Genomic DNA, 21,901 nt, shown 5'->3' on the forward strand with positions numbered 1-21,901 from the left:
TTTATCCCTTCCTTTCTACTATTTCATTTCTTTCGTCATCATCAAGATCCAGTTCAACTATTCTTAAGTTGGATGGATGTACTGAGTGATAAACTTGATTCCCATCTGGTTTCTGTACAGAAGCTCCTTCTATAAGGACCCTATAATTTTTAATGTCGACTTTTTCAACTTTTCCTTCGTGATCTTTAAAGTCACCGCGCATTACCTGTACAGTATCACCTTTTCTTACAGGGATTGATCTTTTTCCGTATTGTTCCCTGAGTTCGTCACTTAATGTTACACTCATTAAATTATGACGTACGTGTAAAGGTGCTTTATGGAGGAATTTCCTCTGTTTTCTTGGTTGTTTTGACATTATAATCACCTAAAAATTTTAAACTATTGTACTTGCAGCGCTTCCGATACCAGGCCATCTTTCAGCTGCTTCTTTTGCAACTGGACCTCTTATTTCAGAACCCTTTAAAACACCTTCAGGGCTAATTATAACTGCTGCATTATCTTCAAATTTAACCCTTAGGCCATCTGCCCTTTTATATTCTTTTTTCTGTCTTACGACTACTGCAGTCATGACTTCTTTTCTCATGTCTACAGTTCCTTTTTTAACAGAAACTATGATCATATCACCAACACCAGCAATTGCAAGTCTTCGTCTTACACCTTTGTATCCTTTAACAGATACTATTTCAACTTCTCTTGCACCTGTGTTGTCAACGCATTGAAGTCTGGCACCGATAGGTAAAACTCTTGTAACATTTGAGCTGATAGCTTTCATTTTACTTATCTCCCTTGACTTCGATAACCACAAAATTTTTTGTTTTACTTAGTGGTCTGCATTCTGCAATTTTTACTGAATCGCCTACGTTAACGTCTATGCAGTCTGGTAGGTGTGCTTGTATTTTTGATTTCCTTTTTTCATATCTTTCGTATTTTCGAATAAATTTGTAGAAACTTCTTTCTACTGTAATTGTCCTTTCTGCCTTGTTACTTGTAACTATACCTTCTAATATTTGGCCTCTTACAGGAAGAGTGCCATGAAACGGACAGTTAGGATCTTCACATTTTTCTTTAGGTTCTGTAACGTCGATACCTATCATGTTATCACCAAAATTTCCGGAATTTCTTTTTTATTCTATCTTCAGGGCGAGCAATGATAATCTTACCCTCTACTTCAACAATACTGCCATCAGGCAAATAAAAATGAAAAGTTGCAACTCCCTTGGGAATTATTTTTTCAGTGCTATCCGTTTCAATTCGAATAGTACTCTTAGTTTCGTCAACAACTTTTCCTTTGATTCCAATAAATTCTTCATGAGTGCTGCCTGCAATCTTCACAGGGAGCCCAATTAACTCATGACGAAATATGTTTTTAGGAGTTATCATTTTTTAATAGTATTTGAAAGTCTCATTACTTTGTGCGATCCAGATACTTTGGACCCTGAGATTCACTTGATATTACTGAATTTTACTGATCTGAATTTTAAAATTTCAAAACCCTCAAATCAGAATATAATTTGGAGCAAAGCTCTGCGTTTCATCCTTGAAAATCAAAGATTTTTGTTTTCAGGACAAATGAACAAGCTTATAAACACATTGCTTGTGCTCCATTTTCGTCTGCAAAATTATCTTATCTCTATGGTATCTGAAGAAAAACCCATATTAGCCAGAACCTGTTTGACCTTCTGTTTATGATCCCCTTGAAGCTCAATCTGACCTTTTTTAGCTGTTCCTCCACAGGCACATTTTGCCTTAAGTTCTTTTGTCAGTTCCCTAATATCAATATCGTGCTCATCTATACCTTCTACGATGGTCATAAGCTTTCCGAATCGCCTTCTTACTGTGTATACTTTAACTTTCTGAATCTCTCGAGCTATTTCCTCACAGACACAAAGTTCTTCTGGAAGACCACATATTTCACAGACTTTCATCTATTTTACTTCTCCCTCTGTTTTTCGTTCATTATGGTAAGGACACGTGCAATTGTTCTTTTAAGTTCTTTAATTTTTCCAGGGTTATCATAAACTCCGGCTGCAGAACTTTTTGAAACATTTTTTGCATATTCTGCTTTGAGTTCATCCAGTTTTTTCTGGGCTTCCTCAATATCCATTTCACGTATTTCTTTGCTCCTTAATATTACCATGTCATTCCATCCCTTTTATATTTATTGTATCCGTCATTCTATTCTGTTTTCTCTGGTTCTTCTTGTGCTTCTTTTGTATCTTCTTCGTCTTCACTTGTTTCTTCTGGTTCTTCTTGTGTTTCTGGTTCTTTTGATTCTTCTGATTCTTCGGAGGTAGTATCTTCGATTTCACTTGTTTCTTCAGCTGCTTCTTCTTCGACTTCTTCAGAAATTGCACTAGGTTTTTCTTCTACTTCTTCAGGGGACTCTTCAACTTCTTCTGTTTCTACAGTTTCTGTAACTGCTTCAACTTCTGGTTCTTCAGTTTCAACCTTTATGATATCCACTTTATCAGGTAAAACCATTCCCGGTGGCATAATTCTAACATATATTCCCAGAACACCAGGTTTTAGTTGAACTGTTGCAAATCCAGATCTGACAAATCTTGTGGATGGTTCACCACATTTTTTAAGGTATCCATCGTTGAATTTTGCAGTTGCAGATCTTGCACCTCTTATTTTACCAGAAATTGTAACTTCTACACCCTGTGCTCCAGCACCCATAATTCTTCTAAGTGCTGTGTATGCAACTCTCCTAAAGTGCATTCCACGCTGTAGCATTGCTGCGATTTTATGAGCCATTATTTTTGGGTTAAGTTCAGGAACGTCAACTTCTTTAACTTCTACTTGAGGATTTTCAAGTCCATAGTTTGATTTTAAAGTTTGAGTTATGTTACGGACGGTTTTTCCACCTCTTCCTATAACCATACCTGGGCGTTCTGCATAAACAACAACCATTGTACCTAAAGGAGTTAGTTGGACTTCCATTCCACCATATCCAGCTCTTTCAAGCTCACTTTCAAGGTATTCATCAATCCTTGTCCTTTTAAGACCTTCTGTAACGAAATCTTTTTCAATCATGTAATCTATGCCTCCCCTAGAACAATTTGTACGTGTGTAGTTGGTGTGTTAAATGGGCTAGCCCTTCCGAAAGCTCTTGGGGTCCATCCTCGTATTACATATCCCCTGTGGCTGGATATATGCATTATCTTGAGATTTTCTGTATCAAGGCCTTTATATTCAGCGTTTGCTTCAGCATTTTTGAGTATGTCAAGGATCTGTTTTGCAGCTTTAACTGGATATCTACCAGTTGGCCATCCCCCAATTCCTCTTTTGTGACCTACTTTTTTGTTATGCCTTTTAAATGGAACCGCAGTTTTCATTTCAATTACGTCTTCAAGGTAAGCTTCAGCTTTTTCTACCTTCATTCCTCTTATCTTGTTACATATCTCAACAGCATGTTTTGGAGAGATCTTAAGAGATCTTCCAAGAGCTTTTGCTGTTTTAGACTTATCGTCGTCTGTAAAAGCGTAGTTAATCTTTGCCATTGTATTCTCTCCTTATTTAAGAGGTACGAACATAGATGACCTTGTAGCACCCATTCCCGGATCTCCGTGTTCTACTCGTTTTCTTGTTGGTGCAAATTCTCCGAAGTAACATCCAATCATTTCTGGCTGAATTGTAACTTCAGTAAATTCTTTCCCGTTGTAAATTCCAAAGGTTACTCCAACCATTTCTGGAAGGACAATCATATCCCTACAATGGGTTTTAATTATTTGAGGTCTTCCGCCCTTGTTTTCATCCTTTTTTAATTTTCTAATTTTTTCGAGTACTTTTTTCTGCCTTGGTAAAAATCCTCTTTTTAAGGATCTCCTCTGTCTGGATGGGAACAGATCTATAACGTTGTCCAATGGCATTTGCTGTAACTCTTCTAAAGTATAACCGCGATATACAAATTCTTTTCTAGCCAATTAGTCTCCTCCTTATAACTTATTTTAACACTTGAAAATCTAAAGATTTTCGGTGTTTGAAAATTAAAAATTTTCAACAACGAAAAATCTAAGATTTTTCGAATGCCCCAAACACTAAGTGTTTTAGGGTTTCCCTTTTTCAAATATCTTAAATTTATCTTCTTCGCCCTGTTCTCTTAGCAGCAATTGAACCAACTTTTCTTCCTGCTGGCGCATGTCTTGAAACTGTAGTTGGCCTTCCTGGATGTTGTCTGTTTCCACCACCGTGTGGGTGATCTACAGCATTCATTGCTACTCCTCTAACACTAACATTCTTTTTACCTTTAGCATTTAAAGCATAGAATCTGTTTCCAGCTTTGAGGAATGGTTTTTCCTTTCTTCCCCCTCCAGCAACGACTCCGATTGTTGCTCTACAGGCAGGGTTGAATGCTTTCAATTCTCCAGATGGCAATTCAACGATTGCCTTTCCTACATCATGGGTTATTAAAGAAGCGTAAGTACCAGATGATTTAACGAATTTTCCGCCATCTCCTGGATTTTTTTCAAGATTATATAATGGTGTACCTTCTGGAATTTGTGCAAGTGGTAATGCATTTCCAGCCTTTATTGGTGCTGAAACTCCAAATTCTATATCATCATTTATTTGTACACTTTCCGGCGCTAAAACAAGTAACTTTTCGCCATTTTCAAACTTTACTAATGCCACTGGTGCACTTCTTCCAGGGTCATGAATAATGTCGGCAATTTTTCCTTTTAAACTGCCTTCTTTCTCTATACTGTCATATGATCGGTATTCGATTTTTCCTTTAAATCGATGCGATGCACTTCTGTGAGTAGGGGTTCCCCGTCCTCTCCTCTGTGATATCAAACGTTTTCCCATTTTTTATTCCTCCATACATGACCTCAAAAGGTCTTTGCGGATATCAAATTAAATTAAAGAATATTAGAATACTCCCATTTTAACTGCTATATCCTCTGCGCTATGTTCTGCTGCCAATTTAATATAGGCTATTTTTACACCCTTAGATGTAACCTGTGTGTTTACTCTTTCCACTTTAACAGCGTAAAGGTCTTCAAATGCATTTTTGATCTCAGACTTTCTAGCAGTCCTTAATACTGCAAAGGTTAGTTCATTTTTTTGATCAATTGCATTCATACTTTTTTCTGTTAAATGAGGTTTTATTATTATTGAATAAGGATCCATGTTTACACGTCCTTTAACTTATTGGAAAAGTTCACCTATCTTTTCAATTGCAGATCTAGTGAATATTGTAAATCTTCCAGGATGTGTACCTGGTGCTAAAAGTTCGGTGTTTAAATTTTCAACAGATACAATGTCAACGCCAGGGTGGTTTCTTGCACCTAAACTTATTCCTTTATCTTCCCCAACAACTATTAGTGGTCCTTTTGGTACTTTGTATTTCCTACCCCTCATTTTACCTTTTCCGGCTCTAATTGTTTTACCGGTTTTGGCTCTGACAATGTCATCCATTATTCCAAGTTTTTTAAATATTTCTCTTGTTTCTTTAGTGCTTTTAATTTTAGCTAATTCATCATCAATTACAAACGGAACCTGAGGCACATTTTCAATTTTGTGTCCTCTGTTTTCTACCAATTCTTTGTTTGTAGTTGCAGCAATTGCTGATCTTATTGCTAATCTTCTTTCTTTCCTGTTTATTTTCTCATGGTAAACCTTTATAGGCCTTGGTGGGTGTGCTTTTCTACCACCTACAGCTTGAGGTACAAATGCTGCTTTAGAACCTGCAGGGTGTCTGCTTCCTTTTACACGAGGCACCATTGCTGCACCACGACCAGAACCGTAAGATTCTGCAGTTGTTCTTTTTCCTGCCATAGGGTCTGTACCCCATGGTTGAATCCTTGCTGTTTGTGAAGAAATGACTGCTCTTTTAATGATGTCTGGTCTAAATTCTTCGTTGAAAATATCAGGTAGCTTGATTTCGTCTATGACTTCGCCTTCCAGTGAATAAACCTTGATCTTTTTCATTTAATATCCCTCTTTAATTTTCCAAATATGATATGATTAATTTTAGACTCCCTGTTTTGAAGCAGTTGATATGTACGATATTTCAGGTGCATCATTATGTTTTCCATGAGGCCTGAATGCTTTTCTAAGTATTACGAGTCTTTTTGATGGGCCTGGAAGTGATCCTTTCACTAGAACATAATTGTTTTTCACGAGACCGTATTTAACAAATCCACCTTCAGGATTTACGGCATCTGCTTCGGATGCATCTGCAATCTTAAGGATCTGTTTATTATACTCAGTCCTTTTATGATATCCCATTTGACCTGCTTGTGGAACTGTCCACATAGTCCTTTCTGGTGACCATGGACCTAATGAACCTACGTGTCTTCCTTTACTACTTCTTGCAGCTTTTCCGTACTGAATCCGGATACCCCATCTTTTAACAGGTCCCTGGAATCCTTTACCTTTAGTAATTGCTATGGAGTCCACATGTTCCCCATCAGAAAAAACGTCAGCGGCATTTATTTTAGTTCCAAGAATACTTGTAGCATACTCCAGTTTTTCAGCAACTGTTGCTCCACCAAGTCCACATTCTATTATTTCAGGTTTTTTCTTAGGAACACTCGTAGCTTTAGGATTGGTATGTATCAAAACACGTATATCAAAAACTTTATCAATATTTTCATTTAATTTGTTTAAATTAGAATCAGTATCATATTCTTCAGGTAATGGTATTTTACGCCTGAGATCTTCACTTAAATCACTTGCCATAATATCAATCATGGTTTTAAGCCCATAAGTTGTCTTTTCATATGCTCTTATACCCATTACAACAACAGGTGGCACTTCCAATACCGTCACCGGTGTGGATATTTCCATTCCTTCTGTTGGTGAATTTTTCCTGTTGTCAGTCATCATTACGTGGGTCATTCCCACTTTATATCCTGCAAATCCGAGCAACCCAGTTTCTTCAACATTAGGCCAGGATTTAATCCTTGGTGATTGTTTAGATGCTCTTTTTCTAGGACTAAATGCAACTGATCCTGATCTTGGTTGGTGATGTCTAGTCATTTTAATTTACCTCCTTACTTAACAATTCATTCAATTTTCCGAGTTCTCTGCATTTAAAAGTAGATTAAATGCAGATAAAGTTGTTAAAACCGCCTCTTCAGTCCTTATAGTAGCAGTTCCTTGAGATGGAACTGTATTTACTTCAAGATCTATTATGTTTTTTCGGCCCTGAATAAGTTCATGCAAGCCTGAATAAGGACCACCAAACAAAATAGCCAAATGTTTGGCATCTTTTATCTTGTGCTTTACTTCATCTAAAATAGAAGTGATGGGCTCTGCATATCTAGAAGTTCCAATAACAAAATCGGGTTTTACTTCTAATATGCTTTCATACAAGTCCTTATAAGTAGATAAAACCTCATAACCCCAGTAAGAATCGGGTTTGTCTGGTTCTATTAATATATGTTCTTTCGAAAGTTTAACTATGCGAAAGCTAAATATTTTATTTATGCTGAGTTTTTCACGACAAAGTGCGAGTCTATCCGCACCAATATCGACCATTGTACCTCTTCTTGTCCTTTTTACGGTGAACCCTTGCCTATAATCGCCCACTTGAGGTTCATCTGTAGGATGGTGAGGAGTTCTAAGCGGTGGAAGAATTCCCACGTTTTTTAATTCCCTTGTGATTGGAAATACCTTTTTTCGAAGGTATTGAGGCGTATTCATATAAGTGAGAACATCACTAATAAACTTTACCTCTTTACTATCAGAAATATCGTTGTAAACAACAATCTTATCAGCTTTAAATATTGCCGCAGATCTACCAATCAGCCCTACCTTGTAAGTCTTTATCCTCAAATCTTTACTCTCAGCAGTTATTGAGGCAGGTATAAAAATGGATAAATGTCTTAGTGTCATTTACCACTATCTGTTTTCTATCTTTTATATATATATAGTGTACAACCTTTTTAGATTTAGCTTAAGTTATATATAAATACTAAGATACAATGTTATTACTCTTAAAATTATTTTATAATAATTTATGATTTAAGGCTATTTAATAGTTTGGATATCAAATAACATCACTAATTATGGCGTTTTTTATATATAAATATTGTGGGAAGTTAAACCCTCTATTTTATCTATTCCTCCTTTTGAATCCGCAGCACAATCACATCTATATCTATCTTTTCCTTTTCATGAAAATGATAAGTGCGGGGTATGGGAAAACTATAAGAGAATTTATGTGTTATGCAACCGCCCAATTTATTAAAGAATCTTTCTACAAATGATTCCGTCTCAAGTATATGAAATGAATATACAACAGGAGCAATTTCCATAGATTTGGTCATGAAAATTCTATCTGCTTCTTTTCTTTTTACTTTTTGTGCTCCAAACGGAGGGTTCTGAATCACAGTATCGGCATTTCCAGTAAAATCTTGAATATCTTTTGAAATGAATTCTATATTATCTTTAACACCCATTTTTGATGCTTGTGTTCTTGCAATTTCTACTGATTCATGATCAATATCCACACCAGCGACTTCACTTGCCCCAAGTAAAACAGAGCCAATAGTAAATATACCAGTACCGCAGCCCAAATCAACTACTTTTTTATCTTTTATATCCCCCAAAGAGTATGCATTCCACAAAATATCAGAAGCAATGTTTGAAGGCGTCGTATACTGTTCCAAATGGACTTTTGGAGATTTGTGAGGAGGAATTTGTTGAAGCATCATTTCAAGATGTCTTTTTTTGGTAATTGTTATTTTTTTACTCATTTTAGCATCCATATCATACTTATCTTAAACTTAATTAGAAATAAATATAGATCAAATATAAATTAATAAGTGATCATGAATCATAGCTATAAATAACTAAATTAATCTACAATATCCAAGTTAATCTTAAACTTTTAGAGATATCATGTTTAAAATTATTGATAACCATGACAAAAACGTCATACAATCTTGTAGAGAAACTAATGTAAATAGTATTGCTAGGTGATATCATGTTTAATAAAATACTGATTGCTAATCGTGGTGAAATTGCAATAAGAGTAATGAGAGCATGTAAAGAGCTCGGTGTAAAAAGCGTCGCTGTATACTCTGATGCAGATTCAAATTCTCTTTTTGCAAAATATGCTAATGAAGCTTATAACATAGGAAATCCAAGCCCATCACAGAGTTATCTGAACATCGAAAAGATAATCGATGTTGCAGAAAAAAGTGGTGCTGAAGCAATTCATCCAGGTTACGGATTTTTAGCCGAAAATCCTAAATTAGGATTTGAATGTGAAAAGCATGGTATCAAATTAATAGGGCCTAACGGATCTATTATAGAAGCCATGGGAAGTAAAATTGAGTCTAAAAAGTTAATGGAAAAAGCAGGAGTACCTGTTGTTCCAGGTACTGCCAAAGGAATAACTGACATTGATGAAGCAGTTGACATAGCAGAATCAATCGGATACCCTGTCATTGTAAAAGCATCTGCAGGAGGTGGAGGAATTGGAATGCGTACAGTTTACGAAGAAGATGAACTTGTACGTGCAATTGAGTCCACACAGTCAGTTGCAGCCTCCGCATTTGGAGACTCAACCATCTACATTGAAAAATACATAGAAGAACCAAGGCATATTGAATTCCAGATACTTGCAGATGAACACGGAAACACCATTCACGCTGCAGACAGGGAATGTTCAATTCAAAGAAGACATCAAAAATTGATTGAAGAAGCACCTTCCCCAATTATGACCGAAGAACTCAGGGAAGAAATGGGAAGTGCCGCTGTTAAAGCTGCTTCTTCTATAGGTTACACCAATGCAGGAACTGTTGAATTTTTATATTCAAATGGTGAATTTTACTTCCTTGAAATGAACACACGTATACAGGTTGAACATCCTATAACTGAAATAATCACAGGAATAGACCTTGTAAAAGAACAGCTTAAAATAGCATCCGGCGAAGAACTCTGCTGCAGGCAGGAAGACATTACAGTCAGAGGGCATGCCATAGAATGCAGAATAAATGCAGAGGATCCAATGAATGATTTTGCTCCAAATCCAGGTAAAATAACTGGATACCGTTCTCCAGGAGGAATAGGAGTCAGAGTTGACAGCGGAGTTTACATGAATTATACAATACCTTCCTTTTACGATTCCATGATATCCAAACTTATAGTTTATGGAATGACAAGGGATGAATGTATAGCACGTATGAGAAGAGCCCTAAATGAATACATCATACTAGGAGTTAAAACCACTATTCCCTTCCATAAGTCAATGATGCTAAGTGAAAGCTTCATAAAAGCCAAATTACACACTCACTTCGTTGATGAATACCGCGACGAAATCATGGGACACATGGCACAGGTAATGAAAGCAGATGAAAAGATTGCAGCAAGGCTGAAATCTACATTCTTACCATCCCCTAAAATTGCTGCAGTATCTGCTGCCGTAAATAGTTACGTGACAAACTTAAATAATTCCAAAAAGGAATTATAATTATTTTTTCAGTTATATTATTATTTAGAATAAATCTGGTGTTAAAATGAAAGATAAAGTGTTAGAAACTCTTTATGAAAAAAAAGGAGAATATATCCATATCAACGATCTGGCCTCAAGACTTGAAATTCCAGTATCTGAAGTACATGAACATGTGGCATCACTTAAAAATGAAGGATACATTATAGAAACATCTTCTGATGAGGAATTTATGCTTAAAGAAGATCTAACATTACTGCTGCCACATAAACTCAAAGATAAGCTCAGCACTGATTATATTGGAAAAGAAATTCACTATTTTAGAGAAGTGGACTCCACAAACGAAGTTGCAAAAAAATTGGCCAGAGAAGGTGCACCAGAAGGAACCATTGTAATAGCAGAAAGTCAAAGGAGAGGAAAAGGCAGACGTGGGAAAAAATGGATATCTCCATTAGGTGGCGCATGGCTGTCTATTATCCTGAGACCTAATACATTACCTATCAATGCACCTCAATTAACATTTATAGCAGGTGTTGCAGCTGCACAAACTATAAAAGATGAATATGGACTTGATGCAGGTATAAAATGGCCAAATGATGTTTTAATATATGATAAAAAAGTTTGTGGAGTATTAACTGAGATAAGCACTGAAATAAACACAATTGACTACATCATTACAGGAATTGGAATCGATGCCAATATTGATGTAAATTTACTCCCTTCAGAACTCCAGGATACAACGACGTCTCTTAAAAGCGAACTGAATCAGGATATATCCCGTATGATACTGGTACAAAAGTTCCTTGGAAATTTCGAAGCAATGTATGATGAATTCAACAAGGGTAACTTCCAAGAAATTTTAAGAAAATGGCGTCAGCTTTCAAAAACAATTGGAAGGCAAGTAGAAATTAGAAAAGGAACCGAATTTATCCGTGGGGAAGCTGTAGGTGTAAACAGTAAAGGGGCGTTGATTTTAGAACTGGAAGATGGAACACTGAAAAAAATTATTTCTGGTGAGTGCAGGCATATTTAAAAACTTACATTTTGAGCCGTTTATGGCAAAATATAACTCTGATTATACTAAATTCTAATTTATTTTTTCAATTCAAATTTTTTGTAAAATCAAAGATCTTTTGAGTGGGTAAATGGTAAAGTGAAATAAAAAGTCGAACCCCTGCCCAGTTCTGATTCAACCCAAATTCGCCCATCGTATTGCTCTACTATTCTTTTAACAACTGATAAACCTATTCCAGTTCCTTCATATTTGCCCATTGCATGTAATCGTTTAAAAACTTCAAAAATTTTATCTTTATATTCTTTTTCTATCCCTATCCCATTATCTGCAACAGAAAAAATAAATTCATTATTTTCTTTATCTATCTGGCATGAAATATGGATTTTTGGAGGTTCATCAGACTTTCTAAATTTAATGGCATTACTAATTAAGTTCTGGAAAACTCTAACCATCTGATCAGGATCAGCCAGTACATTTGGAAGATGAACATGTGTAATCTCAGCATTGTTTTTGTTGATTAATGCATGTAAATTAGACAAAGCTTGCTCAAGTTCAGTATTCATATCTACTTCTTTAAATTCAACTTTTTGAGTCCCAACACGAGAATATTCAAGTAATCCCTGAATCATTTCTTTCATACGAACAGCAGCATCTACTATAAATTCAATAAACTCATCAGCGTCAGAATCTAGTTGACCCCCATATCTTCTTTCAAGAAGCTGTGTAAAACTTGCAATCGTTCTAAGAGGCTCCTGGAGATCATGGGAAGTAATATAAGCAAACTGCTGAAGTTCATAATTAGAACGTTTCAACTCTTCGATTGTTTCTCTTAATTTCTCTTCCGCCTTTTTACGTTCAGTAATATCATGAGCAATTACATTGAAAGCAAATATTTCATCATCCTTTTTTAATGCTTTTAAATAGGTTTCATCGTAATGGATTTTGCCGTTCTTATCAATAAATCGAGATTCATACGGCTTTAAATTCTTTCCTCTTAAAACTTGGGAAACTTTTTCTATATGCAACGGCATTTCTTCATCAAGCAATAAGTCCAGTTCTGTAAAATTTTTTCCAATTAAATCTTTCTTAGATAATCCTGTAACTTCCTGTGCTGCATGGTTTACATCCATTAAATTGCCATCAGTTCCTATAAGTACTGTAGAATCTGGTGATGAATTAAAAAGGGTTCTATACTTTTGTTCACTCCTTTTAAGCTCATTCTCTGCTTTTTTACGCTCTGTTATATCACGAGAAATTTCAAGGGCAATATTTGTTGCATTGCGGTTAATAAAATGAATAATAACCTCTACAGGTATTCTTCTTCCATTTTTAGCTACATGGATTGTTTCAAAACGGACATGACCCTCTTTAGAGAGCTTTTCCATATTTTCAGGTGTTTCAAGCCCTTCGTCAATATCAAAAGGACCCATATTTAAAAATTCATTCTTACTATAACCCAATCGCTTAATTCCTGCATTATTAACTTCAATATATCTTGCATATTCGCCGTCTTTCCTGCCTTCAATTAAACTAATCATATCTGTTGCATTATCAAAAATTCCGCGGAACTTCGCTTCACTATCCTTTAAAGCAGCTTCAGCTTTCTTAAGTTCAGTAATATCCTGATTTGCACCATACGTTTTGATTGTTAGACCTTCATCATTCTTAATAACTCCATAACGGACTATAATAAAACGTTTTTCACCGTCAGCCCTTATAATTGTGTGTTCAACCTGTCCAAAAAAGTCAGGATCATCTGTCTGTAAAGCTTTGGCCATTTCTTCATTTACCAGGTGTGATTCTTCAGGAGGAAGAAATTTTTGGGCATATTCTTCAGAAGACATTTTGGATCCTCCTTCATGGTCAGCAGTGGTCCCATACAACTTATAAAAACGATCATCAAAAGTAAACAAGTCTAAACTGACATCATACTCCCAGTAAGCTAATTTAGCCATGTCCATAGCCAATATTAGTTTCCTTTCACTCTGGCGTAAATTATTTTCAGTTTTTTTACGCTCGGTTATATCTCTAATACTTGCCACTATATATTGTTCCCCAGAAATATCAGTGTATAACGTTTTTTTAGTGACTAAAATGTGCACATTACCCTCAGAATCTGTAAATTCTTCTTCATTAACATTTTCCACTCCCGTTTTGAATACTTCTTCGTCTTTCTCCCAGAAAACATCCGCTTCATGAGGAGGGAAGAAATCATAATCTGATTTTCCCAGAATTTCCTCTCGTGAATAACCCATGAGTTTGCAGTAAGCATCATTTAAAAGAATCCAGCAGTGCTGGTTATCCTTAACAAAAACAGGATCAGCAATTGAATTTATAATTTTATCAAGATAATTCTTTGATTTAATAAGATCTTCTTCAGCATGTCTGCGTTCTTGAATTTCTTTTCGCAGCGCATAATTAGACTCATTAAGCTCTCTAGTTCGCTTTTGTACTTTTAATTCCAGATTGTTATGGGCTTCCTGCAGTTCTTTTAAAATCAAATTCTTTGATTTTGAGGCTTCAAACATTAAATGTTTGAAAGCATTTTCAGCGTCTTTACGTTTGGTAATATCTGTTCCAATACTTAAAACGCCTGTAACCTTGCCCTCATCATCATAAATACCTTTATTTGTCCATGCAACCCAAACTCTTCTCTTATCATGAGTTATATTCTCATTTTCCATATTAATATGAGATTCAGGATCACTTACAATCCGGTTAATGAGTTCTCTGAGGTTTCTTCCAGAAGATTCAGTTTCAGGGACTATTGTACCAATAACATTTTTTCCCATAATTTTTTCTTTATTAAAACCAAAGAATTTCTCAGCAAATTCATTAAAAAAAGTAATTTGTCCTTTTTTATCCATTTTAAGGATAATACTGTTGGCATTTTCGACCAGTTCACGATATTTCTTTTCATTTTCCGTTAATCTTTCTTCAATTTTTTTACGTTTAGTAATATCCTGAATCTGCACTAAATACCCCGAATCAACAACAGAAATAGTAAAATCTAAGTATGCAGTCCCTGATCTAGTAGGCTCATAATATCCTGCATCCCTCATATCTTCAAAATTCATTTGGGACTGAAATTTAATTACCCCTTCACCAATCAGTTTTTCCTTCCTAGAAACAACATCAGGATTGTTAAATAGGTTTACACTTACATCCTCTGATTCTGGAATTCCGGCTATATCCTTAGCTGATTGATTTGCAGCGATTAATTTACCTTCTTTATCATAAAATAAAATACCTATTGGAGATTTCAAGAAAATTTCCCTGAATTTAATATCAGTTTCTTTAAATATAATTCCTCCGAACTATATTCAATTCCAATCCTCGTTAATTACTCTAATTTTTTAAGATAAATAACTTATGATTTATTCAATAAATAACTTTATAAAATTTATTTTATATCTTTCAAAATTCAAAGCAGTATTTCACTGTTTAAATAGTTAAATTAGATGTAAATTTAAAAATCACAATAATAAGTTATTATTAACTTATTATTCAACTTTTAAATTATTTACCTGATGAAACACACTACTGCACCTTAATCCGCACTAATGATAGCAATTTCTCCTACTTTCCCATCCACATCAAATTTTTTGCCCATTATTTTCTCTGTTACAAATATATTCGTAACAGCATGCAAAGTCAACTCTGCAGTTTTTACCCTTGATTTACCCGCTATGGCCATATAAGGGATAATCTGATCTCCAATATATTTATCAACTGCAGCTCCACGAGATATATTATATAAAAGTTCTTCTGCTGCTATTTCGCCAACTTTTTCCGCTCTTACTCCTCTTTCACCAATGGAACTTCCGCCAACTCTGGTATTTCCCTCTGTCCAGAGAACGATGCCAGATCCTGGCCCTAATGTGTTATCAGAATGTTCTACTTCAATTTCGGCATCAAATCCATTCGCTTTAAGGACTTTTTCTGCACTTTCAGCCTGTCTTACTGCAACATGTTCAGGTAGTTTTACAGCATGAGATATTCCCCTTATTTTATCTACCTCTAAATCACCTATATTGATTGGATTTAATTTTTTTACAGGGTTTATTTTAACATTGATGATACCTCCGCCACGAGGATAATGGCCCCTGCGGATTATATCTAATTCTGCGTTATATCCCATTGATCTTAAAACAGGGAGGGTAACCTGTTGAAGATAATTTACAGGTGGAGACCACCTCACATCGGTACCCCCTCTTATTTTAATGTTTACAGGGGCATCTGCAAATACAACAGGTATCATAAATGCCTGGAGGACCAAAGTAACGCTTCCAGCAGTTTTAACGTCGATATTATAAGTTCCACCCTTTACATTTTCAGGATAAAAAAACAGTTCTTTTGACTCTATTTCAAGTCCTTCAACGCGTGCATTAGATAAACCTGCAACAGCCTTTACAGCATTTAAATGTTGGGGCATTAAACCCGATCTAGGCCGATTTGCACGAATATTAGTTATGTGAATAGGGTTCATGGTTAAAGCAGATAATGCAGTAGATATGCGTAAAAGAGCTCCCCCACCTTCTCCATGAGATCCATCTATTTCAATCATGTTTTTCAAAAACTCCTGTAAAATCCATGAAATTTTAGAATATTTTGATCCACTACAAAATTGGAGTGTTTATAATATATTAATACGCCCACGAATTTATTTTTAATTATGTTAATACAAAAAAAGTAATGCATACATGAATATGCTAATTCATGTATCTTAATCATCATATTCATATAAAACTAATTCACATGCTTCCTTATAGTTTACAATTTCATTTAGATGTGAAAAAGTCTCTATAAATGCCTTAACAATATACTCCTTATCAACACGTTCAGCATCTTCTGCTGCAAGATCTATCCGTATAGTTGGTGACGCTCCAGGCATTCCAACTGCAGGAATTGTAACTATATGATAGTTTCTAAGTAGAAGTGCTGAAAAAACACATGCAACATCTGCTGGACTAAATTCAGTTTCAACACCCTTCTGCTTTAATTCATTTATCAGATCATCAGCTGAAAGCATTACACCTGTTGGTGTTTCTTTAATACTACTAATTCCTTTTTTTATAGCTTCATAGACCAGATGTTTTTTTCGGAAGGCATCAATCATTCTTTCTCCATTGAAGCTTTCAATTGCCTTTATTATTCCTACGATCGTTGCAGATTGAGCTTCAAGGCCGAATTGATGTGCCTTAGACTTTATTAAGTCTACAATTTCGCCTTTTCCAGCCATGAGTCCTGCCCTTGGACCATCCATTAACTTATCAGTACTGGTTATAACCAGATCAGCACCCATATCCATCGCTTTGGGCTGATTGTACAATACAGTTCTTAACCTTGCTCCAGATGCGTCATCTACAAACACAGGGATATTTTTTGATCCTGATATTTCTATTATTTTCAAAAATTCATCTTCTTTTATGATATCATGGTCCATTGTAGAACCAGTTATAATAACTAAAGAAGTGTTATCCTTAATTTCAAATTCATCGAGATTATCAAATTCCCTGTAAGAAGCACCTACAAGCGCGGTACTTCGAGGAATGGAAGGATGAGATGGAAATTTGGGTAAATAATGAATAACTTCATCACCACTTGATACAAGAGCTAGAATAGTTGCTAGAATTCCGGATGTTGTTCTATTAAATGCAAGTATCTTTTCTCCACCCAGATGCTCTTTTCCAAGATTTTGTAATTCACTTTCAAATATAGCAGGGCCTGCATATGTTTCAAGGAGATCTAAATCTTCCTGACTCAATTTAAATCCTCCAGCAAGGCCTGTTAAATCGTAAAGTGCATTTCTTCCATTTTGCTTCAAAATGGAACTGATAATTCTAAATGAGTTTTCTCTCTTTTTTACTTCATCAACAGGAGATTTAATAAGCATTTTCTTCCCTTGTGTCCTGATCAGATCTGCCTTTAGTTTCAGCTTTTAAGACAATAGCATGGTCTGCAGAGTTCTGCAGTGCAGCACTGAATCCCGGCTCTACACCAATTACAATTGTTTCTTTCCCATTTTCCTTTGCTTTGTTTATAATGGGTAAAAAATCAGCGTCACGAGTCATGAGAGCAACAACATCAATATTAGGATTATAAATCAATTCCATACCTTCAACAGCCATATAAACATCAGTATCTCCCGCAACGACAACTGGAGTAAATCCCTGATTTACAATAGCTTCTATAAGTTTATCTGAAGCGTATTGATTTAAAAGGACTTTACCCACCCTCATATCACCAAAATCAGCCACAATTTTTCTTACAATATCAAGATTAAGGCTAAATTCTTTCCTTAGCATATTCGGTCCATCAACAAGAAGACCTATAGTCTTTCCACCTGCTTCCCTTTTTTTTAAAGGAATGTAATCCTTTAAGGAAGTCAGTTTTTCAAAGCTACGCATGGTTATCCTCCGACTTATTTTAAATATTTCGTTAACCCATATATTAAATAGAGTAAAAAACAATGCTTAATTGCTTTTAAATTAATTTATTATTGTTTTTTTACAGTACAGGCTGTTTTTAATCGGTTGTATAGACAATATTTTTAAATTTCCACCTTCTAAATAATATTAACTGTCTAAATATTATGTTCATTTTTCTATATTATTTTACTTATCCAGTTATATAACATACCTGTAAATTTTATTAGATAAGCTTTTTTTACAACAGTTCATGATTTAAATTTAGTTTTTTATATAGTTTTAGATTTATTTCGCTTAAAATTAGTCCAAATTTCCCCCAGACGTAATGAGAACCCATGAGTTATATGTGTTGTATACTACCCATACCATTCAATTTCCCAACTATAAAATTCTTACATAAAATTTTCAAAGGATTTTGAATATATAAATCAGCACAGATTATAATATAAAAAATTAGTTTATGACTCAAAGTTTCCATTATATACTGTCAATTAAGGACAGGTTCCATTACAGGAAACAGTGGCTATTGTTTATGCCCATAATAATTTCATTACCCTGCTTAAAGAATTAATTTTAGGTTTAACTTAAATAGGGCAGTTTCTACTTTTTTCAATTAGAAGGTAATTTAACATTATGGTGGGGGCGTTTTATTATGGCTAATTTGAGATATTATACTTAATGAACCATTAGTTTCAATGATTACTGTATCAACGTCTTCAATACTGTTTATGCCCATGTTTCTCATAGTTGAATAAATTTCAGATTCTGTTACGCGCTCTGATTTCATTGCACTTTTAAGAAAATTTCCCCGGTAAAAGAGAAGTTTAGGTTCAGACTTTACCAGTTTATCTATTTTTGAAGATCTTACAGATGTCCATGTAACAATAAACTGCAGGAATATTAAAAGTGCCAGTGCTGTAACCCCCTCAGCAAGTGAAACAGTTGAACTGAGTAAAATAGATGCAATAGTGGAACCAAATGCTATGGTAATTACAAAGTCAAACTGGTTCATCTTTGAAAGCGTACGCTTTCCTGAAATACGCAGCATGAATACTAATATAAAATACATTGGTATGCCCACTAATAATACCCTTAAAACCCCATTCCAATTTTGAAAATACCACATTGATTCAAACAGTGCCATTTAATCCTCCTTAATTCGATTTTATGCAATACTTTTATAAGAAGATTTATTCTTATAAATAGTAATAATATTATTATAAAAAATATAATAAATTTTATATTGGTTGATCTCAAACTGTAAAAGATGAAGTTGAAGAAACCAAATGGTTTCTGAAATGTCAAAAAATGAAAATTTTCACATGCCGTAAAACCCTCCAATAGGAAGGTTTCCAAAATCAAAGATTTAAAAATTATAGCTTCGTTTTTTAAAGGATTTAAAGAACTATAATAAATAAAAAATTAGGATGTGAGATGGGTATAAAAATTAGTATGGCTGACAAAATTGAAAATTTTGTCGCATTAAAAATTGAAAATTTTTAAAGCACTGAAGGACATGGATTATCCTGCAAGTAAACATGATTTAGTACAAAAAGCGAAAGATAATAATGCCCGCATTGAATTAATTCATAAGATAGAAAATTTACCTGATGAACGTTTTAATTCAGAAGAAGACGTTTAAAAATCATGGAAAAAAAAGACAAAACGTAAAATAAATAAAATTTTTTATTTTTGTTAATTACAGTTATTAACAGAGTATTTCCCCAAATTGGAGGATTATTCAGTTAGATCATTATGAATTTAATAGAAAGAATATATTAAACTTATCTTCCCACCCACTATTGATTTCATTAAACGGTTCTTTAATGATTTCATCAAGGCTCATTTTATTGGATTTTATAAAAAAGCATCTAGAATTTATTAAATTAATATTATTAGTTACATTTCATGATTTTTCGTCTCATGGCCAACACAAAATTATCGCTAAAATAACGGTTAAAACTATTATTCCCAGTAATATGGGTTATAAAGATACATTAGTGGTTGTGGTTGTTAGGGTTGACACCATTGATATGCTTCCCCCATAACTTTAAGCTCATGATTTTATTTAAATGATTTATTCTAATAATTCACTAAAAGAACTCATTTTCATAAAAAGAATTTAATGTTTCAACTCATTTGATTAGTACCTTCTATAGATTCACCCGCGTTAACCGATAGAACCACCGTCTTTTTGTCCAGGGTAATGCTTGACGGTTATTAACTATAAGGCCGCTGCGTTAAAGTCATTTTACTGTATTAAAAATTAATTAATATAAAAAGATTTAGTTTATTGAATCATAAATCCCTTTACCATCTCTTCAACAGCTTTAATTTCTTCTCCCGTCGGAATTCCATTATTAAATGGGTATTCATTTTCAGGGAAATATTCAAGTATTTTTAATCCTTTTTCATTGTCTGCTTCAACTACAAATCGTTTAATGTTTCCCAAAGGTATATTAGCTATCATAGGTACGATTTTATCCTTTTTTTCTTTTTCTAATCCTATGATACTAAGTTTAATAAAGTGTTTTTGATGTTCAACAGAATATCCAAATTCCAGTACTTTAACTTCCAGCATAAAATCACCATAGAACATTTAAGCATCATATAACTTAATTTTTGCGATATGTACAAATTCTTATTTTCATTACTCTTTCGATAAAACTCATTTGATAGGTACTCTAATAAATTCACTGCATGGAGTAACACCTCCATTTTGTCCATGATTACAATACTCCCTAAATCTATCCCTATCATTAAAATCCCAAAGTTTTCCTAAAATCTAAACCATTGCTAGGGCCTATTCTTCAAAAACCAAATTCTAGATCCTGCGTAACTATCCCTGGAAAGTCGCTCGTCTTTCAGTCTTAGAATTTAAGTTTGCTGTTTTTATTTTAAAAACAGATGTTTCGTAGTGCTTTAATATAACTAATGTAAATTGAGTTATACAAAAATTTAACCTTTTATTGACACTTTTAGAGCAATATCTCTACTAAAATGCTGATTAATTTTCAAAAAAGAAAACGTATATATTGCATATCGTATAAATCCAGAAAAGTAAATCAATTTTTTCTATAGGTTATGAAAATGAAAGATAAAAAAACGTCTCTTTTAGCATTTGCTATAGGTGGGCCTATCGGCTGTTTAGGTGGATTAATAGGTTTAGGTGGGGCTGAATTTAGGCTTCCTTTCCTATTAAAAACTTTTAATAAAAAGGCTAAAAAAGCAGTGGCATTAAATATGCTGATAAGTTTAATCACAGTTGTATCGGCGATATATTTTAGATCCTGTAATTTCGATATCTCTCTTATTGTTCCTCAAGTGTTGCTAATGGCAGCAATCATTATAGGTTCTACAACAGGTGCTTACTGGGGAATAGGAATGCTAACTAAAGTATCTGATACTTTGTTTAAAAAAATACTGTTAATATTGCTTTTAATCATGGGATTGCTCCTTATTAGTGAAAGCTTTATCACCTTCGGCTCAATGGGAATAATGTTCGGCAGTCTATATACTGAGCTAATTGTAGCTGTATTCTGTGGAGTACTTATTGGAATCATCAGCAGTCTTTTAGGGGTTGCTGGTGGAGAAGTTATAATTCCAATATTAATTCTACTCTTCGGAATAGACGTTAAATTAGCAGGGACAATGAGTTTAATCATCAGTTTACCTACTATGCTTGTCGGAATCACAAGACATGCTAAAAATAAAATGTATATTGACAGGTCCGAACTCGGCTCTTTAGTCTTGCCAATGGGTGTCGCTTCTATTATCGGTGCTTCAATAGGTGCATTCTTAGTTATATATGCCCCTTCACAGCTATTAAAAATCATATTAGGTGCGTTATTAATATTTACATCCATTAAAATACTCACCGAGAAAAATTAATATCATTTACTACTATTTTTTTATTTTAAACATGCAAAATTTCCTAAAACTCTTAAAATCTAGATTTGGTTTCATAAAAAGAAGCCAATAATAGGATTCAATTGAGGTTTCTTTAATTTGTAACATTTAAAAGTTTAATTATCGCGTTTAGAAACATAA

24 protein-coding genes and 1 pseudogene are annotated in these 21,901 nt (G+C 34.3%); 4 read left to right on the forward strand and 21 right to left on the reverse strand.

All coding sequences use genetic code 11. From position 1 onward, the window contains the following. Position 1: 1 nt before the first annotated feature. From rplX to ASJ80_RS13610, 15 genes and pseudogenes are all read right to left on the reverse strand, one after another. Positions 2 to 355, reverse strand: a complete 354-nt coding sequence (gene rplX, locus ASJ80_RS13540; RefSeq protein WP_069582888.1) for a 50S ribosomal protein L24 — start codon at positions 353 to 355, stop codon at positions 2 to 4. An 18-nt stretch (positions 356 to 373) separates the two neighbouring features. Continuing rightward, positions 374 to 772 carry a 50S ribosomal protein L14 gene (locus ASJ80_RS13545; protein WP_069582889.1) on the reverse strand — a complete coding sequence of 133 codons (399 nt, stop codon included), beginning with the start codon at positions 770 to 772 and terminating at the stop codon, positions 374 to 376. Between the two features lies 1 nt (position 773). After that, a complete protein-coding gene (locus tag ASJ80_RS13550) occupies positions 774 to 1,094 on the reverse strand; it encodes a 30S ribosomal protein S17 (RefSeq protein ID WP_069582890.1) in 321 nt (106 codons plus the stop codon). 4 nt (positions 1,095 to 1,098) lie between these two features. After that, positions 1,099 to 1,380 carry a ribonuclease P protein component 1 gene (gene rnp1, locus ASJ80_RS13555; RefSeq protein WP_069582891.1) on the reverse strand — a complete coding sequence of 94 codons (282 nt, stop codon included), beginning with the start codon at positions 1,378 to 1,380 and terminating at the stop codon, positions 1,099 to 1,101. Positions 1,381 to 1,619: 239 nt separating this feature from the next. Next, a complete protein-coding gene (gene yciH, locus ASJ80_RS13560) occupies positions 1,620 to 1,925 on the reverse strand; it encodes a stress response translation initiation inhibitor YciH (RefSeq protein WP_048080005.1) in 306 nt (101 codons plus the stop codon). 5 nt (positions 1,926 to 1,930) lie between these two features. Continuing rightward, positions 1,931 to 2,137 (reverse strand): 50S ribosomal protein L29, encoded by a 207-nt coding sequence (rpmC, locus tag ASJ80_RS13565; RefSeq protein ID WP_069582892.1) that lies wholly within the window; start codon positions 2,135 to 2,137, stop codon positions 1,931 to 1,933. A 125-nt stretch (positions 2,138 to 2,262) separates the two neighbouring features. After that, a pseudogene (locus ASJ80_RS13570) lies at positions 2,263 to 3,036 on the reverse strand (30S ribosomal protein S3); the annotation flags it as partial. A gap of 5 nt (positions 3,037 to 3,041) precedes the next feature. Further along, positions 3,042 to 3,503, reverse strand: coding sequence for a 50S ribosomal protein L22 (gene rplV, locus ASJ80_RS13575; protein WP_069582894.1), 462 nt, complete (start codon positions 3,501 to 3,503; stop codon positions 3,042 to 3,044). 12 nt (positions 3,504 to 3,515) lie between these two features. After that, positions 3,516 to 3,926, reverse strand: coding sequence for a 30S ribosomal protein S19 (gene rpsS / locus ASJ80_RS13580; RefSeq protein ID WP_048080009.1), 411 nt, complete (start codon positions 3,924 to 3,926; stop codon positions 3,516 to 3,518). 154 nt (positions 3,927 to 4,080) lie between these two features. Next, complete coding sequence (locus tag ASJ80_RS13585; protein ID WP_069582895.1) at positions 4,081 to 4,806, reverse strand: 50S ribosomal protein L2; 726 nt, start codon at positions 4,804 to 4,806, stop codon at positions 4,081 to 4,083. A gap of 63 nt (positions 4,807 to 4,869) precedes the next feature. Beyond that, positions 4,870 to 5,130 carry a 50S ribosomal protein L23 gene (locus tag ASJ80_RS13590; RefSeq protein ID WP_069582896.1) on the reverse strand — a complete coding sequence of 87 codons (261 nt, stop codon included), beginning with the start codon at positions 5,128 to 5,130 and terminating at the stop codon, positions 4,870 to 4,872. 18 nt (positions 5,131 to 5,148) lie between these two features. Continuing rightward, positions 5,149 to 5,931, reverse strand: coding sequence for a 50S ribosomal protein L4 (gene rpl4p, locus ASJ80_RS13595; RefSeq protein WP_069582897.1), 783 nt, complete (start codon positions 5,929 to 5,931; stop codon positions 5,149 to 5,151). A 42-nt stretch (positions 5,932 to 5,973) separates the two neighbouring features. Continuing rightward, positions 5,974 to 6,984, reverse strand: coding sequence for a 50S ribosomal protein L3 (gene rpl3p, locus ASJ80_RS13600; RefSeq protein ID WP_069582898.1), 1,011 nt, complete (start codon positions 6,982 to 6,984; stop codon positions 5,974 to 5,976). Positions 6,985 to 7,014: 30 nt separating this feature from the next. Further along, on the reverse strand, positions 7,015 to 7,842 hold the full coding sequence (locus ASJ80_RS13605) for a putative RNA uridine N3 methyltransferase (RefSeq protein WP_069582899.1): 828 nt from the start codon (positions 7,840 to 7,842) through the stop codon (positions 7,015 to 7,017). A 224-nt stretch (positions 7,843 to 8,066) separates the two neighbouring features. Further along, positions 8,067 to 8,705 carry an METTL5 family protein gene (locus ASJ80_RS13610; RefSeq protein WP_069583005.1) on the reverse strand — a complete coding sequence of 213 codons (639 nt, stop codon included), beginning with the start codon at positions 8,703 to 8,705 and terminating at the stop codon, positions 8,067 to 8,069. A 230-nt stretch (positions 8,706 to 8,935) separates the two neighbouring features. On the opposite strand from ASJ80_RS13610, the gene ASJ80_RS13615 reads away from it, so the two are divergent. Both ASJ80_RS13615 and ASJ80_RS13620 read left to right on the forward strand, forming a co-directional pair. Next, the gene (locus tag ASJ80_RS13615) at positions 8,936 to 10,426 is read left to right on the forward strand and encodes an acetyl-CoA carboxylase biotin carboxylase subunit (RefSeq protein ID WP_069582900.1); all 1,491 of its coding nucleotides are present in this window, start codon (positions 8,936 to 8,938) and stop codon (positions 10,424 to 10,426) included. Between the two features lie 46 nt (positions 10,427 to 10,472). Further along, positions 10,473 to 11,438 carry a biotin--[acetyl-CoA-carboxylase] ligase gene (locus tag ASJ80_RS13620; RefSeq protein WP_069582901.1) on the forward strand — a complete coding sequence of 322 codons (966 nt, stop codon included), beginning with the start codon at positions 10,473 to 10,475 and terminating at the stop codon, positions 11,436 to 11,438. Between the two features lie 89 nt (positions 11,439 to 11,527). On the opposite strand, the gene ASJ80_RS13625 is transcribed toward ASJ80_RS13620, so the two are convergent. The 5 genes from ASJ80_RS13625 to ASJ80_RS13645 all read right to left on the reverse strand — a co-directional run bounded on the left by ASJ80_RS13625 (position 11,528) and on the right by ASJ80_RS13645 (position 18,995). After that, entirely contained in the window at positions 11,528 to 14,728 is a 3,201-nt protein-coding gene (locus ASJ80_RS13625) for a PAS domain-containing sensor histidine kinase (protein WP_338036877.1), read from the reverse strand. A gap of 242 nt (positions 14,729 to 14,970) precedes the next feature. Beyond that, positions 14,971 to 15,987, reverse strand: coding sequence for an RNA 3'-terminal phosphate cyclase (gene rtcA, locus ASJ80_RS13630; protein ID WP_069582903.1), 1,017 nt, complete (start codon positions 15,985 to 15,987; stop codon positions 14,971 to 14,973). Between the two features lie 159 nt (positions 15,988 to 16,146). Continuing rightward, on the reverse strand, positions 16,147 to 17,316 hold the full coding sequence (locus ASJ80_RS13635) for a TIGR03576 family pyridoxal phosphate-dependent enzyme (protein ID WP_069582904.1): 1,170 nt from the start codon (positions 17,314 to 17,316) through the stop codon (positions 16,147 to 16,149). Continuing rightward, positions 17,306 to 17,830 carry a TIGR00288 family NYN domain-containing protein gene (locus tag ASJ80_RS13640; protein WP_069582905.1) on the reverse strand — a complete coding sequence of 175 codons (525 nt, stop codon included), beginning with the start codon at positions 17,828 to 17,830 and terminating at the stop codon, positions 17,306 to 17,308. The genes ASJ80_RS13635 and ASJ80_RS13640 overlap by 11 nt, the downstream gene beginning before the upstream one ends. Before the next feature lie 652 nt (positions 17,831 to 18,482). Beyond that, entirely contained in the window at positions 18,483 to 18,995 is a 513-nt protein-coding gene (locus tag ASJ80_RS13645; RefSeq protein ID WP_176720185.1) for a DUF421 domain-containing protein, read from the reverse strand. 345 nt (positions 18,996 to 19,340) lie between these two features. Between ASJ80_RS13645 and ASJ80_RS13650 the strand changes: the two genes are divergently transcribed. Next, a complete protein-coding gene (locus tag ASJ80_RS13650) occupies positions 19,341 to 19,493 on the forward strand; it encodes a DUF2795 domain-containing protein (protein WP_083240869.1) in 153 nt (50 codons plus the stop codon). A 648-nt stretch (positions 19,494 to 20,141) separates the two neighbouring features. On the opposite strand, the gene ASJ80_RS13660 is transcribed toward ASJ80_RS13650, so the two are convergent. After that, positions 20,142 to 20,432, reverse strand: coding sequence for a hypothetical protein (locus ASJ80_RS13660; RefSeq protein ID WP_069582907.1), 291 nt, complete (start codon positions 20,430 to 20,432; stop codon positions 20,142 to 20,144). Between the two features lie 509 nt (positions 20,433 to 20,941). Here ASJ80_RS13660 and ASJ80_RS13665 point away from each other — a divergent pair. Next, positions 20,942 to 21,742 (forward strand): sulfite exporter TauE/SafE family protein, encoded by an 801-nt coding sequence (locus ASJ80_RS13665; RefSeq protein WP_176720186.1) that lies wholly within the window; start codon positions 20,942 to 20,944, stop codon positions 21,740 to 21,742. The last annotated feature ends 159 nt before the right edge of the window (positions 21,743 to 21,901 follow it).

The sequence above is a fragment of the Methanobacterium bryantii genome, assembly GCF_002287175.1.
GTDB classification, from domain to species: domain Archaea; phylum Methanobacteriota; class Methanobacteria; order Methanobacteriales; family Methanobacteriaceae; genus Methanobacterium_D; species Methanobacterium_D bryantii.

What these genes read in the sequence shown, in the direction of transcription:
- rplX (WP_069582888.1), bottom strand. Translation starts at nt 355, where the DNA reads ATGTCAAAACAACCAAGAAAACAGAGGAAATTCCTCCATAAAGCACCT.
- ASJ80_RS13545 (WP_069582889.1), bottom strand. Translation starts at nt 772, where the DNA reads ATGAAAGCTATCAGCTCAAATGTTACAAGAGTTTTACCTATCGGTGCC.
- ASJ80_RS13550 (WP_069582890.1), bottom strand. Translation starts at nt 1,094, where the DNA reads ATGATAGGTATCGACGTTACAGAACCTAAAGAAAAATGTGAAGATCCT.
- rnp1 (WP_069582891.1), bottom strand. Translation starts at nt 1,380, where the DNA reads ATGATAACTCCTAAAAACATATTTCGTCATGAGTTAATTGGGCTCCCT.
- yciH (WP_048080005.1), bottom strand. Translation starts at nt 1,925, where the DNA reads ATGAAAGTCTGTGAAATATGTGGTCTTCCAGAAGAACTTTGTGTCTGT.
- rpmC (WP_069582892.1), bottom strand. Translation starts at nt 2,137, where the DNA reads ATGGTAATATTAAGGAGCAAAGAAATACGTGAAATGGATATTGAGGAA.
- rplV (WP_069582894.1), bottom strand. Translation starts at nt 3,503, where the DNA reads ATGGCAAAGATTAACTACGCTTTTACAGACGACGATAAGTCTAAAACA.
- ASJ80_RS13585 (WP_069582895.1), bottom strand. Translation starts at nt 4,806, where the DNA reads ATGGGAAAACGTTTGATATCACAGAGGAGAGGACGGGGAACCCCTACT.
- ASJ80_RS13590 (WP_069582896.1), bottom strand. Translation starts at nt 5,130, where the DNA reads ATGGATCCTTATTCAATAATAATAAAACCTCATTTAACAGAAAAAAGT.
- rpl4p (WP_069582897.1), bottom strand. Translation starts at nt 5,931, where the DNA reads ATGAAAAAGATCAAGGTTTATTCACTGGAAGGCGAAGTCATAGACGAA.
- rpl3p (WP_069582898.1), bottom strand. Translation starts at nt 6,984, where the DNA reads ATGACTAGACATCACCAACCAAGATCAGGATCAGTTGCATTTAGTCCT.
- ASJ80_RS13605 (WP_069582899.1), bottom strand. Translation starts at nt 7,842, where the DNA reads ATGACACTAAGACATTTATCCATTTTTATACCTGCCTCAATAACTGCT.
- ASJ80_RS13610 (WP_069583005.1), bottom strand. Translation starts at nt 8,705, where the DNA reads ATGAGTAAAAAAATAACAATTACCAAAAAAAGACATCTTGAAATGATG.
- ASJ80_RS13615 (WP_069582900.1), top strand. Translation starts at nt 8,936, where the DNA reads ATGTTTAATAAAATACTGATTGCTAATCGTGGTGAAATTGCAATAAGA.
- ASJ80_RS13620 (WP_069582901.1), top strand. Translation starts at nt 10,473, where the DNA reads ATGAAAGATAAAGTGTTAGAAACTCTTTATGAAAAAAAAGGAGAATAT.
- rtcA (WP_069582903.1), bottom strand. Translation starts at nt 15,987, where the DNA reads ATGATTGAAATAGATGGATCTCATGGAGAAGGTGGGGGAGCTCTTTTA.
- ASJ80_RS13635 (WP_069582904.1), bottom strand. Translation starts at nt 17,316, where the DNA reads ATGCTTATTAAATCTCCTGTTGATGAAGTAAAAAAGAGAGAAAACTCA.
- ASJ80_RS13640 (WP_069582905.1), bottom strand. Translation starts at nt 17,830, where the DNA reads ATGCGTAGCTTTGAAAAACTGACTTCCTTAAAGGATTACATTCCTTTA.
- ASJ80_RS13645 (WP_176720185.1), bottom strand. Translation starts at nt 18,995, where the DNA reads ATGGCACTGTTTGAATCAATGTGGTATTTTCAAAATTGGAATGGGGTT.
- ASJ80_RS13660 (WP_069582907.1), bottom strand. Translation starts at nt 20,432, where the DNA reads ATGCTGGAAGTTAAAGTACTGGAATTTGGATATTCTGTTGAACATCAA.
- ASJ80_RS13665 (WP_176720186.1), top strand. Translation starts at nt 20,942, where the DNA reads ATGAAAGATAAAAAAACGTCTCTTTTAGCATTTGCTATAGGTGGGCCT.